General features: G+C 71.8%; 12 protein-coding genes and 1 pseudogene. 4 read left to right on the top strand and 9 right to left on the bottom strand.

What is annotated here, in order from left to right:
• The first annotated feature begins 1,257 nt into the window (after nt 1-1,257).
• The gene (locus IPJ78_14295) at nt 1,258-1,929 is read left to right on the top strand and encodes a hypothetical protein (GenBank protein MBK7907716.1); all 672 of its coding nucleotides are present in this window, start codon (nt 1,258-1,260) and stop codon (nt 1,927-1,929) included.
• Here the strand turns inward: IPJ78_14295 and IPJ78_14290 are convergent.
• Nucleotides 1,911-2,612, bottom strand: coding sequence for a hypothetical protein (locus tag IPJ78_14290; GenBank protein MBK7907715.1), 702 nt, complete (start codon nt 2,610-2,612; stop codon nt 1,911-1,913). The genes IPJ78_14295 and IPJ78_14290 overlap by 19 nt on opposite strands.
• A 328-nt stretch (nt 2,613-2,940) precedes the next feature.
• Here IPJ78_14290 and IPJ78_14285 point away from each other — a divergent pair, with 328 nt between their 5' ends.
• Nucleotides 2,941-3,393 (top strand): nucleotidyltransferase, encoded by a 453-nt coding sequence (locus tag IPJ78_14285; GenBank protein ID MBK7907714.1) that lies wholly within the window; start codon nt 2,941-2,943, stop codon nt 3,391-3,393.
• 135 nt (nt 3,394-3,528) lie between these two features.
• A complete protein-coding gene (locus tag IPJ78_14280; GenBank protein ID MBK7907713.1) occupies nt 3,529-4,665 on the top strand; it encodes a hypothetical protein in 1,137 nt (378 codons plus the stop codon).
• A gap of 45 nt (nt 4,666-4,710) precedes the next feature.
• On the opposite strand, the gene IPJ78_14275 is transcribed toward IPJ78_14280, so the two are convergent.
• Nucleotides 4,711-5,841 carry a ketoacyl-ACP synthase III gene (locus IPJ78_14275; protein ID MBK7907712.1) on the bottom strand — a complete coding sequence of 377 codons (1,131 nt, stop codon included), beginning with the start codon at nt 5,839-5,841 and terminating at the stop codon, nt 4,711-4,713.
• Between the two features lie 153 nt (nt 5,842-5,994).
• Here IPJ78_14275 and IPJ78_14270 point away from each other — a divergent pair, with 153 nt between their 5' ends.
• Nucleotides 5,995-7,461, top strand: a complete 1,467-nt coding sequence (locus IPJ78_14270; protein MBK7907711.1) for a hypothetical protein — start codon at nt 5,995-5,997, stop codon at nt 7,459-7,461.
• Between the two features lie 26 nt (nt 7,462-7,487).
• Here the strand turns inward: IPJ78_14270 and IPJ78_14265 are convergent, their stop codons facing one another.
• The 7 genes and pseudogenes from IPJ78_14265 to IPJ78_14235 all read right to left on the bottom strand — a co-directional run bounded on the left by IPJ78_14265 (nt 7,488) and on the right by IPJ78_14235 (nt 15,251).
• A complete protein-coding gene (locus IPJ78_14265; protein ID MBK7907710.1) occupies nt 7,488-7,883 on the bottom strand; it encodes a RidA family protein in 396 nt (131 codons plus the stop codon).
• A complete protein-coding gene (locus IPJ78_14260) occupies nt 7,880-9,529 on the bottom strand; it encodes an AMP-binding protein (GenBank protein MBK7907709.1) in 1,650 nt (549 codons plus the stop codon). The genes IPJ78_14265 and IPJ78_14260 overlap by 4 nt, the downstream gene beginning before the upstream one ends.
• 16 nt (nt 9,530-9,545) lie before the next feature.
• Nucleotides 9,546-10,733 (bottom strand): acyl-CoA dehydrogenase family protein, encoded by a 1,188-nt coding sequence (locus IPJ78_14255; GenBank protein MBK7907708.1) that lies wholly within the window; start codon nt 10,731-10,733, stop codon nt 9,546-9,548.
• Nucleotides 10,733-11,578, bottom strand: a complete 846-nt coding sequence (locus tag IPJ78_14250; GenBank protein ID MBK7907707.1) for an enoyl-CoA hydratase family protein — start codon at nt 11,576-11,578, stop codon at nt 10,733-10,735. The genes IPJ78_14255 and IPJ78_14250 overlap by 1 nt, the downstream gene beginning before the upstream one ends.
• Entirely contained in the window at nt 11,578-12,063 is a 486-nt protein-coding gene (locus IPJ78_14245; protein MBK7907706.1) for a MarR family transcriptional regulator, read from the bottom strand. Before IPJ78_14245 ends, IPJ78_14250 begins: the two co-directional genes overlap by 1 nt.
• Nucleotides 12,060-12,830 carry an SDR family oxidoreductase gene (locus tag IPJ78_14240; protein ID MBK7907705.1) on the bottom strand — a complete coding sequence of 257 codons (771 nt, stop codon included), beginning with the start codon at nt 12,828-12,830 and terminating at the stop codon, nt 12,060-12,062. The genes IPJ78_14245 and IPJ78_14240 overlap by 4 nt, the downstream gene beginning before the upstream one ends.
• Nucleotides 12,827-15,251 (bottom strand): annotated as a pseudogene (locus IPJ78_14235) (bifunctional salicylyl-CoA 5-hydroxylase/oxidoreductase). The gene IPJ78_14240 and the pseudogene IPJ78_14235 overlap by 4 nt, the downstream one beginning before the upstream one ends.
• Nucleotides 15,252-15,338: the final 87 nt, after the last annotated feature.

Raw genomic sequence — 15,338 nt, 5'->3', positions numbered from 1 at the left:
GGCCGTCCCTATCCATACCGCCGGAACACTGCACCGCGGGACACCTTCCGTCAATCAATCCCGCGGGCGAACCCATCGCCCCACGCAGTCATCCCCGACGACCAAGTCGGCACCGGGCGAAGCCAAACCCGCGGTACGCCATGCACTTCCGCCCACGCCACACTCCTCCCCTCGTCCCGGTATCCCTGCGTAGCACGCCGCCTTCACCAGAGAGTCGCACGCGAGTATCACCGCACAGCAGGCGGGGATATTCCACGCCGCACCGCGCAGGACCTACGCTGCCAGTTGGCATCCGACACGCGCCTCCGCAGCCGGTGCGGCCCGCGCATCCCGGACTGGCAGAAGCTCAGCTCGCCCGGATGAAGAGCGCGTGATGCATCTGCCGCGCGCGGAGCACCGCGAACACGCAGGAGGGCTGCAGGATCACGCCAGGCACAAGCAAGCGGTTCGCCTGATCCCGCGCGACAGCCTCTTACATCCGGTCCGCATCCATTATTGGCGTGTAGGGCCACGTCGCGCGACAGCGCCACAGCACCGCGCTGGAGGAGGTTGGGCAGCGACGAACCCGCATCACCGGCGGGAGACCGTCGCTGTCAATCATGAGCACCGGAGTGCGGCCCACGGGCGCGCCGGTCAACGGGTGCGTGACCGCGCGCGACTCGCCGATGCCGTTCGCGTCCCAGAAGCCCTACTGGATGGCGAGCACGATCGCGTTGTACCGCCTCCCGCCCGGTTCGCGCGCGTGTGCCGGGACGATGGCCCGCCTCCCGCCCGGGTCGCGCGCGTGTGCCGGGACGATGGCCCGCCTCCCGCCCGGGTCGCGCGCGTGCGCCGGGACGACGGCCCGCCTCCCGCCCGGGTCGCGCGCGTGTGCCGGGACGATGGCCCGCCTCCCGTCCGGGTCGCGCGCGTGCGCCGGGACGACGGCCCACCTCCCGCCCGGATCGTGCGCGTGTGCCGGGACGACGGCCCGCCTCCCGCCCGGATCGTGCGCGTGTGCCGGGACGACGGCCCGCCTCCCGCCCGGATCGTGCGCGTGTGCCGGGACGACGGCCCGCCTCCCGCCCGGATCGTGCGCGTGTGCCGGGACGACGGCCCGCCTCCCGCCCGGGTCGCGCGCGTGTGCCGGGACGACGGCCCGCCTCCCGCGCGGCTCGCGCACGTGTGCCGGGACGATGGACGCGCTGCCGCCGGGGTCTCGCCGAGTGCACCGTCGGTGCAGTAGACTCTCCAGCGCCCAGATCGGAGACCCGCACGATGAAGAAGCAGCAGCAGCACGTGGTGGAGTCGTTCACACGGATCCGTGTGTTCGTGCGGGCCCTTCCCGCGCCGGACGAGCCGGCACTCGCGTCCGCGACGGAGTCGCTCGACCGCGCGCTCGCGCGTCTGCGCGACGTCGCGAAGCGACAGGAACTGGGACCGATCGAGATCCGCTCCTCGTTCGCGCGCCAGCAGGGCCTCATGGCCACCCTGCGCGACGAGCACATCCGTCCGCTGGTGGCGATCGCGCGCTCGAAGATCGAGGCGACGGACGACGTCGGTGTGCGGGGGCTGTTCCGCACGCCGAAGGCGAAAGTCCGCGCGACGCGCCTCCTCCTGGTGTGCGACGGCATGCTCGAGACGCTGCCGCCGTTCGCCCCGATGTTCATCGCCGAGGGGATGCCCGACGACTTCCTCGACCGGTTCCGTGCCGCTCGGGACGCGCTCGACGCGTCGATCCGCGACCGGGAGGCGGCGTGGCTCATGCGCTCGACGGCGACGCTCGAGCTGAGCGAGTGCCTGCGGTCGTGCCGTGCGGCGACGGACCAGATCGACGCGCGGATCCGCGCGACGTACCGCCGCGACGAGGCGATCCTGCGCACGTGGAGAGAGGTGAAGCGCGTGGGGCGGCGCCCCGCCTCCAGGTCGGATCAGCTCGCCCGGATGTAGAGCGCCTGCTTCATCTGCTGGGCGCGGAGCACCGCGAAGACGCCGGAGGGTTGCAGGATCACGCCGGGAACGAGCCAGCGCTTGGCCTGCTCCTGCGCGACGGCCTCGGAGACCCGGTCCGCGTCCACGATCAGCGCCACCAGGTCCTGCAGGGCCACGTCGCACGCCAACGCCACGCCGCCGCGCTGGATGAAGTTGGGCAGGGACGAGGCTTGCATCACCGGCGGGAGTCCGTCGGTGTCGGTCATGAGGACCGGATTGCGGTCCGTCGGCGCGCCGGTCACCGGGTGCGTGACCGCGCGCGACTTGCCGATGCCGTACTTGTCCCAGAAGCCCTGCTGCATGGCGAGCACGATCGCGTTGTGCCGCAGCACGAGCGCGGTGGAGAGTTCGCTCGCGGCCATCCCGAGCACCGCCTGGTACTGCCGCGCCCAGACGGAGGCGCGCCAGACGCCGTAGCCGCTCTCGATCTCGGGCACGTCGAACACGGTGCGCACCGTGCCGGTGAGGCGTTCGTGCCAGCGCACGTCCCACGCACCCTGCGCGACGTCGCGGCGCAGGTCGGCGGGGACCGCATGGGCAGCGCCCCGCGGCGTCGGGAGCGTCCCGAGCGCGGGGAGCGTGGCGAGTGCCGACGCGCCGAGGGCGAGCGAGTCGAGGAAATCACGGCGGCTGGTGGTCATGTCTGGTCTCCGTGGGTGGGAGTCGGTCGGGCGAGGGATCGCCAGGGGACCGAACGCACCAAGTTGCATCGGCACGCCGTGTTCGGCGAGGCCGCCGATGCCCCGGGGTCGCGGACGATCGACGAGGTGAATCTGCCCGCGCGCCTGTTGTCCCGGTTTTCGTCGCGCCGCCGTTCGGCTAGATTGCGCATCATGGAACGAGTGATCCGTGTCTTTCCCTCACACGACGCAGCGGACCAGGCGGAGCACGACGAACTGGCCGCGATGTCGCCGCAGGAGCGCCTGGATCGGGCGCTGGCGCTGCAGACCCGCTACCGCGAGGCCCACGGTGATCCTGGACAAGGACTTGCGCGAGTTGCTCGCGTTGTTGAACGCCGCCGGGGTTGAGTTCCTCGTCGTCGGCGGTCACGCCGTCGCGTTCCACGGAAGGCCGCGCCTGACGGAGGACCTCGATCTCTTCGTGCGCCCCGAGCTCGCCAACGGTGAGCGGATCATGCGTGCCCTGCAGGCGTTCGGGTTCGGATCCCTCGGGATCACCGCCGCCGACTTCAGAGCCGACGACCGGGTGATCCAGCTCGGCCGTGCCCCGAACCGCGTGGATCTGCTGACCAAGCTCTATGGCGTGGACTTCGCCGACGCGTGGAGTCGCCGTGTGGCGGCGCGCCTCGATGATGCGGACGTCTGGATGATCTCGCGCGAGGATCTCATCCGCAACAAGCGCGAGACGGGGCGCACGCAGGATCTCGCGGACGCGGAGTTCCTCGAACGGTTCGGCAGCTGAACGCACCGAGGCCGACGCCTCTCCGGCGACGGCGCAGGACCGCTCCCTCGTCATCCGTATCGACCACGGCACTCGACCAGCCGCGCCTCCGGATGACCCCGGGGCGATCCAGACACTCGACCCTTCGAGGTGACCATGCGACGCGCGATGTCCGTGCTCATGCTCGCGATGCTCGGCCTGCAGGCCGCTCCGTGGAGCGCGGTCGGAGCGCAACGCACGACCGAACGGTCGGTCAGTGACTCGCTCCGGTGTCCTCGGTGCCGGATCGAGCGCACCGTCGAGGCGCGGCTGCATTCAACGGCGCTCGAAGGCGAGATCGATGAGATGCCGCTCGGCGTCCGGCGCAGTGCCCGCGGCGAGATCTGGGTGCTGTCCCAAGGACTCGGTCCGCGGACCTATGATCCACGAGGTGCCTTCACGCGCGCGATCGGGCGGACCGGACGCGGTCCGGGCGAGTACAGCGCAGTCGATGATGTGGTGTGGCTCCCGGGCGATTCGGTGCTGGTCGTCGACGGCATCAATCGACGCGCGACGGTGATCGCGCAGGATGGTCGCGTGCGGCGCACGATCCAGATGCCGACGACCGTCCTCAACCTCTTCGTGCTCGAGTGGCCCTCCCGCCTCTTCGGGTCGGCGACGCTCGCGACGCCGGACGCGGCGGGACATGGACTGCACCTGATGAACCTCGCCGGCGCCAGCGCACGGATCACGCGTTCCTTCTCACCGGGAGCGGGCGCCCAACGAGCGAGTGACCGCGTGACCACCTACCACTACGTCGCGGGGGCCGCGGGTGGTGGGATCCTGAGCGCGACACCCCATGCGTTCGCCGTGTACTCGTGGTCACCCACGGGCCAACTGAGGTCCGCCCTCGTTCGCCGCGGCCCGTCGATCCCGGACCGGGTGCCGGATCAGGATGTCGGCACCCCGAACGTGCCGCCGTCGGCGGCGGTGACCGGGTTGATGGTCGACGAGGAGGGGCTCATCTGGCTCTTCATCCGTGTCCCGGCGACCACCTGGCGCCAGGCGTGGGCTGCGCTGCCCCCGGGATCGAATGAAGCGTCGCGTCGCCAGATCGACTGGTCGCGACTCTTCAATACGCGCATCGAGGTGATCGATCCGGCGCGGGCCGAGCTGCTCGCACGCCTCGATCTCCCAGGTCTTGTGATCTCGACTCTCGGCTCTGCGCGCGTCGCGGTGTTCGGAACGTCCCCGCTCGGTGATCCCGAGGTGCGCATCGATCGGCTTCGGTTGCACAGGCCCACTGGCCGATAGGTAGCCCGGGGAACCGATCGGACCACTTCCTCCATACGACTACGCTCAGCCCGCCACCCGCGCATCCGCGAACACCGGCGCCATGAGCCCCGCCAGCGACCGACCATGCGGATCCTGCTTGGCGCGGATGTCGTTCACCATCTGCAACGCGGTCCGGTCGCACGGCGGCAACGCCGCGTCGCTGGTCCCCAGCGGCGTCGTGCGCGCGCCCCACTTCACGAGCAGCGAGCAGTAGGTGAGCCCGCCGCCGAACGCCGGCATCAGGATCCAGCTGTCCGGCTGCACGCGACCCAGCTCGAGCGCTTCCACGAGCGCCACCGGCACCGTCGCGGCGCTCATGTTGCCGTACTTCTGCACCGTCACGATCACCTTCTCCATGGGGATGCCAGCGTACTTCGCCACCGACTCGATGATCCGCAGGTTGGCCTGGTGCGGGATCACGAGGCTCACGTCCGCCGCGGTCACGCCGTGGTCGGCGAGCACCTTGGTGGACGCGCTCGACATCGCACCCACCGCGCGCTTGAAGATCGACTGGCCGTCGAAGTCCCACAGCGTGTCGCCGAGGGTCACGCCCACGCCGGAGTAGCCGCAGCCGAAGCCGCGCACGCGCAGCGTCTGCCGCGCCTCGGCGTCGCACCCCATCACCGCGCCGAGCATCCCTTCCTCGTGATCGGTCGCCTGGAGCACCACTGCCGCCGCCCCGTCGCCGAAGAGCACCGCGACGTTGCGGTTGCTCCAGTCCATGTAGCGGCTGATGAGCTCCACGCCGATCACGACGGCATTGCGGATGAGTCCGGTGCGGATCATCGCCGTCGCCGTCGCGAGGCCGTAGCAGAAGCTCGTGCAGGCGGTGTTGAGGTCGATCGCCGCCGCCTTCGTCGCCCCCAGCGAGAGTTGTACGCCGCTCGCGCTGTTGGGGCAGAGCTCCTCGTTGCTCACGCCGCCGTAGATGACGAGATCGAGGTCCTTCGCGTCGAGCCCGGCGCAGGCGAGCGCGCGGCGCGCGGCGACGGTCGAGAGCTCCACGGCGGAGACGTGCGAGACGCGGCGTTCCTTCATGCCGGTGCGCGACGTGATCCACTCGTCGGAGGTCTCGAGGAAGGTCGAGAGGTCCTCGTTGGTGAGGACCGCCGGGGGCATGCAGGAGCCCCAACCGGTGATGGCGGCGTAGGTCATGGCGGAGTAAAGTGCGGCGGCCGGGTCGCGGCCGCGAGGGGCGTGGCGCAAGTTCCCGGCTCAAGTTCCCGGCTCAAGGTCCCGGGCTCAAGTTCCCCGACGACCGGCCGATACTCTCGCCAGCATGCCCCATCCTCTCGGCACGACCCTGACGTGAACATCATCCTTGCGCTGTCGACGATCTCGCTGTCGTTCCAGGTCGCGGCCACGCTCGCGGCCCTCGCGATCGCGCGCGCGCCGGGCTGGCGGCGCGTGCGCATCGTCGCGGCGCTCGCCTTCACCGCGGGCCTCTACAGCCTCTTCGACCTGCTCGGCGCGCTCTACACGCGTGGCCTGGCGGCCCTCGCGTGGGTCACCAGCGCCAACCTCACGGTCGCCGCCGCCCACGTCGGCGTCTGGACCTGGTTCTCGTTCTCCGATCACGAGGGGAGTTGGCGGAGCGTCCCGCGGCGGCTGCGCCTCTTCGTGATCGTGCACGTCGCGCTGACCGCGACGCTCGCGCTCGCCGGCGGCGCGATCGACGACAGCCGCACCGACCTCGTGAGCGTGCCGGCGTTCCACGTGGAGTTCGCGCAACCGTACCTCACGCCCCTCGCCAGTCTCTCCGCGGCGGTCACGCTCGGCCTCGTGATGTTGAGCTTCGTGGCCCAGGTGCGCCAGGCGAGGGAGGGCGTGCGCGGCGCGAACTGGATCGCCGTCGGCTTCGTCATCTTCATCGCGTTCGGACTCCTCGAGGTCGCGATCGCCATGGGGCTCCTCGACTTCATCTACGTCGCGGAGCTCGGCTACCTCGCGCTCGTCATCCCGGTCCTCGCCCAGTTCGTCCGGCGCTTCACCGACGACGCCCATCGGCTGCAGGAGCTCACCGGACGCCTCGGCGAGGAGGTCTCGCGCAAGACGGCCGAGCTCGACACGGCGCGCGAGACGCTCGCGACCGAGGCGCGGTTCACCGCGCTCGGGCGCATGGCCGGCGGCGTCGCGCACGAGATCAACAATCCGCTGCAGGTGCTCACCGTGCGACTCGAGGAACTCGCCGAGGAGTTGCCGCCGGGGGCGTCGGAGGCGCGCGACGCCGTGGAACAGTCCATCGCCGCCACGGCGCGCATCGAGCGCATCGTCGAAGGGATGCGCGCCTACGCCCGACCGCCGGCGGGCGCCGCCGAGCGCGTCGCGCCTGCCGAGCTGGTGCGCGCCGCGATGGAGCGGGTGAGACCGCAGGCCGATCCGTCGCTCGAAGTGCGGTTCGCCCTCGACACCGCTCCCTATGTCCTCGTCGACCGCGACCGCGTCGTCGGCGCGATCGTGCATGCGGTGCTCAATGCCACCGTCGCAGTGACCCGCGCGGGCGCGTCGGGGCGCCGCGTCGACCTCGTGACGCGACGGGCGGGCAACGGCGATGCGCTGATCGAGATCCGCGACACCGGTCCCGGCTTCCCGCCCGACCTGTTGCCGCGCCTCGGCGAGCCGTTCCTCACCACGCGGCCCACGCAGCGCAGCGCCGGGCTCGGGCTCTTCATCATGCGCGGGGTGATCGACGCGCAGGGAGGATCGCTCGAACTCGAGAACGCGCCCGAGGGGGGCGCGGTCGTGCGGATCAGGCTCTCCCCCGCGATCGGCTGAGCCGCGGCCGCGCAGGGCACCGCCGCTCAGGGCACGACGGCCGTCGCCTCGATCTCCACCACCGCGCCCGGCTCCATCAACGCCGTCACCTCCACCGCGCTCATCGCCGGGAAGTGCTTCCCCAGCACCTCGCGATACGCCGCGCCGAGCGCGGGGCCGGCGGCGAGATACTCGGCCTTGCTCGTGACGTACCAGGTGAGCCGCACGAGATGCTCGGCGCGCGCGCCATCGCACGCCAGCACCGCGACGATGTTCTCGAGGGCCTGCCGCGCCTGCGCGACGAAGCCGCCGGGCACGATCCGCTGCTGCGCGTCCCACCCCACCTGACCGGCGACGAAGATCAACCGTCCCGCGGCGCTCACGCCGTTGGCGTAGCCGCGCGGCCGGGGCCACCCGTCGGGTTGCAGCGTGCGCTGGGTCATGTCGTCTCCTTGAGCCGGAAGCGTTGGAGCTTCCCGGTGTCGGTCTTGGGGAGCGCGGCGACGAACTCCACCACGCGGGGATACTTGTACGGCGCGATCGTCGCCTTCACGAAGTCCTGGATGCCGTGCACCAGCGCGGCGTCGCCCGTCGCACCGGGCTTGAGCACGACGAACGCCTTCACGGCCTGCCCGCGGTCCGCATCGGGCACGCCGACCACCGCGCACTCCGCGACGTCGGGGTGCTGCAGCACCGCCGCCTCGACCTCCGGTGCGCCGATGTTGTAACCGGACGAGAGGATGAGGTCGTCGGTGCGCGCCTTGAAGAAGACGTATCCATCGGCGTCCATAGTCGCGGCATCACCGGTCAGGTTCCATCCGCCCTGGACGTAGTCGCGCTGACGCGGGTCGTCCATGTAGCGGCAGCCGGTGGGACCACGCACCGCGAGGCGCCCGACCTCGCCCACCGGCAACGGGCGCAGCGCCTCGTCGAGGATCGCGACCTCGTAGCCGGGCACCGCGCGTCCGATCGCCCCCGGTCGCACCTCCGCCCCGGCGGCGGCGATGAAGATGTGGATCATCTCCGTCGCCCCGATCCCGTCGAGCATCTCGATCCCCGTGGTCTCGCGCCAGAGCGTGCGCGTCGCATCGGGCAGCGCCTCGCCGGCCGAGACCGACGCGCGCAGCGAGCGCGTGACGAAGCGCGCAGGCTCCTTCTGCATGGCGAGCGCCATCGCGCGATAGAAGGTGGGGGCGGTCCAGCTCACCGTCGCCTGCGTCGCCGCGATCGCCTCGAGGAGCGAGTCGGGCGTCGCCTTCTCCACGAGCACCGTGCTCGCGCGTGCCGCGAGCGGGAAGGTGAGCAGGCCGCCGAGCCCGAAGGTGAACGCGAGCGGGGGCGTCCCGATGCACCGGTCGTCGGCGCGCAGGCCGAGCACCTGCGACGCGAAGCCGTCGCTCATCGCCAGCACGTCGCGGTGGAAGTGCATGCATCCCTTGGGGACGCCGGTGGTCCCCGACGTGAACGCGATCAGGCAGACGTCATCGCTCGACGTCGCCACGGCCCCGAACGGCGCCGCGCGCTCGGCGGTGCGCCATTCGAGGGAGTCCTCGCCGCGATGCCCCCAGCAGCGGATCGCGTCGGCGCGGAGCGGGCCGTGCACCGCCTGCCGGAGCTCGTCCACGAGGCGCACGTCGCAGAGCGCCGCCGAGACCTGTGCGCGCTCGATGATCACGCCGAGCTCCTTGGCCCGCAGGAGCGGCATGGTGGTCACCGCGACGAGCCCGGCCTTGAGCGTCGCGAGCCAGGCCGCGGCCATCCAGCGGCCGTTGAAGCCGCGGAGCAGCACGCGGTTGCCCGGGACGAGGCCGAGGTCCTGCACCAGCACCTGCGCGAGCGCGTCCACCTGATGCAGCAACTCGCCGTACGTCACGTGCTCCCATCCGCCGTGCCCGTCGGCCACGACGAGCGCGATGCGGTCGCCATGGCCTTCGGCGATCGCGTCGTCGAGCAGGCGGGTCACGGCGTTGAGCCGCGGCGGATAGACGTACGGCGGTTCGGCGCGCATGACCGGCCACTCGGCGAGCGGCGGGAGCTGCTGGCGCGGCCAGAGGTCGAGATGCGCACTCGGCAGGAGGGACGCGTGCATCGCGTGATCCTCGCGGTCAGGCGGTGGCGGCGGCGTCCTTCGCCGCCTTGAGGGCCTCACGGCCGACGAGCAGCCGCTGCACTTCGGTGGCGCCCTCGTAGATCCGCAGGGCGCGGATGTCGCGATAGAGGCGTTCGACCACCTCGCCCACGCGCACGCCGCGTCCACCGTGCAGCTGGACCGCGTGATCGATCACCCGCTGCGCGAGCTCGGTGGCGCCGAGCTTGGCCATCGCCGCGACGCCGGTGGTGCGGCCGTCCTGCGTGTCGCGCTGCCAGGCCGCGCGGTAGGTGAGCAGGGCGGCGGCATCGAGGTCGGTCGCCATGTCGCCGATGATCGCCTGGGCGAGCGGCTGCGCGCCGAGCGTCGCGCCGAACATCCCGCGCGCCTGCGCGTGCGCGAGCGTCTCGGACATCGCGCGCCGCGCGAAGCCCACCGCGGCCGCGGCCACCGACGTGCGGAAGATGTCGAGCGTCCGCATGGCGAGCGCGAAGCCGGCGCCGGCCTCGCCGAGCAGGTGGTCGTCGGGGACGACGCAGTCGGTGAGCGTGAGCGTCGCGAGCGGATGCGGCGACATGACCTCGATCCGCGCGCTCGCGTCGAGTCCCGGCGTGGTGGCCGGCACGACGAAGCCGCTGATCCCCTTGGAGCCGCTGAGCGCGGCGTCGCTGCGCGCGAAGATGCAGTAGAAGTCGGCGATGCCGCCGTTGGAGATCCAGGTCTTCACGCCGTTCAGTCGCCATCCGCCGGCCACGCGCTCGGCGCGGCAGCTCAGTGCGCCGGCGTCGGAGCCCGCCTCCGGCTCGGAGAGCGCGAACGCGGCGATCGCCTCGCCGGCGGCGACGCGCGGGAGCCAATGCCGGCGCATGGCGTCGCTCCCGCCCAGCGTGATGGCGCCGGAGCCGAGTCCCTGCATGGCGAAGGCGAAGTCGGCGAGGCCGTCGTGCGCCGCGAGCGCCTCGCGCAGCACGCAGAGGGCGCGGGAGTCGAGGGCGTCGAGTTCGCCGCCCCACGCCTTGGGGACGGTGTAGCGGAGGAAGCCCGCGTCGCCGAGGGCGCGCACCCAGACGCGGCAGGCGGCATCGGTGTCGGTGTGCGCGATGTGCTGCGCGTGCGACCAGCGCGTCGCCGCGGCCGCGAGGTCGCGATGGGCGTCGTCGAAGAAGGGCCAGCGCAGGTGCGCGGGCGTGGCGGTGGCGGCCATCAGTTGCCCTCGAACGACGGGGTCCGCTTGGCGGCGAAGGCCTCGAAGGCGCGCCGGAAGTCCTGCGTGCCCATGCAGAGGGCCTGCGCCTGGGCCTCCATCTCGATCGCCTGTTCGACGGAGACGCTCCATTCCTGCTCGAGCATCCGCTTGGTCATGGCGTGCGCGAAGGCGGGGCCGTTGGCGAGGTCGCCGGCGCGCCGCGTCGCCTCGGCGAGCAGCGCGTCGGGTTCGACGACCGCGTTGTAGAAGCCCCACCGCTCGGCCTCGGCGGCGTCCATCGAACGGCCGGTGTAGAGCAGCTCGGCCGCGCGTCCCTGGCCGATGATCCGCGGGAGCATGGCGCAGGCGCCCATGTCGCATCCGGCGAGCCCCACGCGCGTGAAGAGGAAGGCCGTGCGGGTGCGCGGCGTGGCGAGGCGCAGGTCCGAGGCCATCGCGAGGATCGCCCCTGCGCCGGCCGCGACGCCGTCCACCGCCGCGATGATCGGCTGCGGGCACTGGCGCATCGCCTTCACGAGGTCGCCGGTCATCCGCGTGAACGCGAGCAGTTCCGGCACCGCCATCCGCGTGAGGGGCTCGATGATCTCGAAGACGTCGCCGCCCGAGCAGAAGTTGCCCCCCGCGCCGGTGAGCACGATCGCGCGCACGTCGGTGGCATAGGGCAGATCGCGGAAGAGGTCGCGCAGCTCGGCGTACGAGTCGAAGGTGAGCGGGTTCTTCCGCTCGGGGCGCGTGAGCGTGATGATGCCCACGCGTCCGTCCTCGGTGGTGGTCCAGTCGAAGTGCGCCGGCGTGCGGCCCGCCATCGGGCGGCGCATCGCGGTCATCGGGTCGGTGGGCATCAGGCGGTCCTCTCCAGTCTGAGATGCTGCTTCACGGAACCCAGCAGGGTGTGCATCGCCTTCCGCTCGGTGGCGGTCAGCGTCCCGAACAGATGCGCGACGGTGGCCTCGTGCTGCCGGGCCATCGCCTCGAAATGCCGTCGGCCGTTGGCGGTGAGGCGCACCACCGTCGCGCGCCGGTCGTCGGGCGCGGTGCGTCGCGTGACGTGCCCCTCGCCCTCGAGCGCCGCGACGAGCCAGGTGACGTTGCCGTTGGTCGTGAGCGTCGCCGCCGAGAGCTCGCCCATGCGCAGGCCCTCCGGCGCGCGATCGAGCTGCGCGAGGACGTCGAAGCGCGCGAGCGACGAGCCGAACTCGCGCTTGAGCATCTGGTCGATCGTCCGCTCCACCATGGTCGTGCAGGTGAAGAGGCGCAACCAGAGGCGCAGCGCCTCGTGGTCGTCGCCCTGCAGGCGCGTCTCCGGGTCGAGGACCGCCACGGTCATGCGAGTTCGCCCATCACCATCGTGTGCTCGCCCGTGACGGCGCAGTCGGGTACCGCGTAGTGCAGCACCGCCGCGGCGACCTCGTCCACCGTGGCGAGCCGCTTCTGCCCCGAGTCGCGGATGATCGTCGCGAGCGCCTGCTCGGCGGTGAGCTGCGTCTTCGCGACGAGCTTCGCGACCGCGTCGCGCACCATGTCGGTGTCCACATAGCCGGGGCAGACGGCGTTGACCTTCACGCCCTTGGGCGCGAACTCGATCGCCAGTGCGCGCGTGAGGCCCATCTCGGCGTGCTTCGCCGCGCTGTAGGCCGTGATGTACGGCCCGCCGGCGAGGCCGGCGATGCTCGCGACGTTCACGATCCGTCCGCCGCCGCGCGCGACCATCCCGGGGAGCACCGTCTGGATCGCGTGCAGGGGCGCGAAGAGGTGCACGGCGAGCATCCGCTGGAAGAGCGCGTCGTCGCTCTTGAGGAACGGCATCGTCTCGGCGGTGCCGGCGTTGTTCACCAGCGCCTGCACCGGCCCGAGCGCCGCCTCGGCCTCGGCGATCGCGAGCCGCAGCGCGGCGGCATCGGTCACGTCCGCCCCGACCACGCCGGCGCGGACGCCCATCGCCTGCACCTCGTGCACGAGCGCCATCGCATTCGCCGGCGTGCGCACGAGGAGCGTGACGTCGGCGCCTGCCTTGGCGAGTCGCCGGACGATCGCCGCGCCGATCCCGCGATTGGCGCCCGTGACGAGGGCATGCTGTCCTTGCATCGGCTTCACGTGAGTTCTCCCTTGGGCGGGGCGCCGGACGCGGCGGCGTTCGCCGCGCGTTCGCGCTCCATCAGTCGATCGAGTTGCACCTTCGCGGCGCGGTACTGCGCGGGCCAGAGCGGCGCCGTCCCCACGTAGCCGAGCTTCGCCGACTCGGCGAGCAGCCACGCCGGGTTGGCGAGGTGCGGCCGGCCGATCGCGACGAGGTCCGCGCGTCCCGACGCGATGATCCCGTTCGCCTGGTCCGCGTCGGTGATCGCGCCGACGGCGATCGTGGGGACCTCGCCCTCCTGGCGGACACGGTCGGCGAACGGCGTCTGCCACATGCGACCGAACACGGGGCGCTCGGCCTTCACCACCTGGCCGGCGGAGACATCGACGAGGTCGGCACCGGCCGCGTGGAAGATGCGGGCGATCCCGACGGCATCGTCGTCGGTGTTGCCCCCCTCGTGCCAATCGTGCGCCGAGATGCGCACCGACATCGGCCGGTCGGCGGGCCAGGCGGCGCGCATCGCGGTGAAGACCTCCAGCGGAAAGCGCGCGCGTCGCTCGACGTCGCCGCCGTAGGCATCGGTGCGGCGATTGGTGAGCGGCGAGAGGAACGCCGAGAGGAGGTAGCCGTGGGCGCAATGCAACTCGAGCCAGTCGAAGCCGGCATCCGCGGCGAGCCGCGTCGCGTGGACGAACTCGTCCCGCACGCGATCCATGTCGGCGCGGGTCATCTCGCGCGCGCGCTGCGAGATGCCGGCGAGGTACTCGGTCTCGGAGGGCGCGATGAGCGGCCAGTTGCCGTCGGGCAGCGGCTGGTCGATCCCCTCCCACATCCGGCGCGTCGAGCCCTTCGCGCCCGCATGTCCCAGCTGGATGCCGATCCGCGCCGGCGACCACTCGTGCACGAAGCGGACGATGCGAGCCCAGGCGTCGCGGTGCGACGCGGTCCACAGTCCGGGGCACCAGGGCGTGATGCGCGCGTCCGGCGCGGGGCAGGTCATCTCCGTCATCACGAGTCCCGCGCCACCGGTCGCGCGCGCGCCGAGGTGCACCAGGTGCCAGTCGCTCGGCGTGCCGTCGGGGTGCGCGCTGTACTGCGCCATGGGCGAGACGACGACGCGGTTGGGGAGCGTGACGCCGCGCACCTTGTACGGGGTCAACAACGGCGGGACCGGGGGATCCTCGCCGCCTGACCGGCCGACCGGGTGCGCGGCGCGGGCGTGCCTGCGCCGCCTCCTGCGCGGCGCGCTGCGCGAACCACCGCTCGAAGGCGCGCACGTACCCCGCGTCGCGCTCCCGCAGGTTCTCGTGCGAGATGCGCTGCGAGCGCGTGAGCAGCGAGTAAGCGAACTGTTCCGGCGCCAGCGATGCGTAGCGCGCGACCGACTCGAACCACTCCGTCGAGTTGCGCGCCGCATTGGTGAGCTTGAGCACCTCCACGCTGCGCTCGGCCTGGTAGCGCTCGAGCGCGCGGGGCGTGATGCCCCCTTCGGCGGCGAGGATCCGGTCGAGGGCGATCGCATCCTCGAGCGCGAGCTTGCTCCCCGACCCGATGGAGAAGTGCGCGGTGTGCGCCGCATCGCCGAGCAGCACCACGGGGACGCCGGCGCGGGCGGCCCCATCGGTGGCGATCCAGTGCACCCAGCTCTCGCAGGTCACGCGCGGGAAACGGATCCACGACGCCGAGCCGCGCAGGTGCCGCGCGTTGCTGAGCAGCGGCGCGCCGTCGAGCGTGCGGGCGAAGAGGCGCTCGCAGTACGCGATCGACTCCTCGGCGCTCATCTGATCGAGTCCGGCCTTCTCCCACACCTCGTACGGCGTCTCGACGATGAAGGTGCTCATCCCCTCGTCGAACTGGTACGCGTGCGCCTGGAACCAGCCGTGCTCCGTCTCGGCGAAATCGAAGGTGAAGGCGTCGAACCGGCGCGGCGTGCCGAGCCAGGTGTAGCGGCAGCGGCGGAGGTCGATCGCCGGCTTGAAGGCGCTGGCGTAGCGCTCTCGGATGCGGCCGTTGATCCCGTCCGACGCGATGACCAGGTCGAAGCGCTCGCGCGCGACGAGCGCCTCGAGGTCGGGCTCGATCTCGTGCTCGAAGCGGAGCACCACCCCGAGGGCGGCGCAGCGGCGCTGGAGCAGCGTGAGCATCGCCTGGCGTCCGACGCCGCTGAAGCCGTGCCCGCCCGAGCGCATGGTCTCGCCGCGGAAGTGGACGGCGATGTCGTCCCAGTGGTGGAGCGTGCGCGCGATCTCGTCGCCCGTCTCGGGGTCGGCGTCGCGGAGGTTGGCCACCGTCTGGTCGGAGAGCACGACACCCCAGCCGAAGGTGTCGTCGGGCCGGTTGCGCTCGTGCACCTCGACATGAGCGTCGGGGTGCCGGCGCTTGAGGAGAAGCGCCGCGTACAGTCCACCAGGTCCGCCCCCGACGACCAGCACGCGCACGGGAAAGCTCCGTTAGATAAGGGCAGGTTGGACCTGCCATTTGCTTCAAATATGAAGGAAACAAGGTGGAAGGAGGAAGGTGGAAGG

The sequence above is a fragment of the Gemmatimonadota bacterium genome (assembly GCA_016714015.1).
Lineage (GTDB): Bacteria > Gemmatimonadota > Gemmatimonadetes > Gemmatimonadales > Gemmatimonadaceae > Pseudogemmatithrix.
This window is presented reverse-complemented; position numbering and strand designations above follow the sequence as displayed.

Excerpts from the sequence above, each read along its gene's own strand:
- IPJ78_14295 (MBK7907716.1), top strand. The coding sequence starts at position 1,258 with ATGAAGAAGCAGCAGCAGCACGTGGTGGAGTCGTTCACACGGATCCGT.
- IPJ78_14250 (MBK7907707.1), bottom strand. The coding sequence starts at position 11,578 with ATGCCCACCGACCCGATGACCGCGATGCGCCGCCCGATGGCGGGCCGC.
- IPJ78_14255 (MBK7907708.1), bottom strand. The coding sequence starts at position 10,733 with ATGGCCGCCACCGCCACGCCCGCGCACCTGCGCTGGCCCTTCTTCGAC.
- IPJ78_14245 (MBK7907706.1), bottom strand. The coding sequence starts at position 12,063 with ATGACCGTGGCGGTCCTCGACCCGGAGACGCGCCTGCAGGGCGACGAC.
- IPJ78_14280 (MBK7907713.1), top strand. The coding sequence starts at position 3,529 with ATGCGACGCGCGATGTCCGTGCTCATGCTCGCGATGCTCGGCCTGCAG.
- IPJ78_14290 (MBK7907715.1), bottom strand. The coding sequence starts at position 2,612 with ATGACCACCAGCCGCCGTGATTTCCTCGACTCGCTCGCCCTCGGCGCG.
- IPJ78_14265 (MBK7907710.1), bottom strand. The coding sequence starts at position 7,883 with ATGACCCAGCGCACGCTGCAACCCGACGGGTGGCCCCGGCCGCGCGGC.
- IPJ78_14275 (MBK7907712.1), bottom strand. The coding sequence starts at position 5,841 with ATGACCTACGCCGCCATCACCGGTTGGGGCTCCTGCATGCCCCCGGCG.
- IPJ78_14260 (MBK7907709.1), bottom strand. The coding sequence starts at position 9,529 with ATGCACGCGTCCCTCCTGCCGAGTGCGCATCTCGACCTCTGGCCGCGC.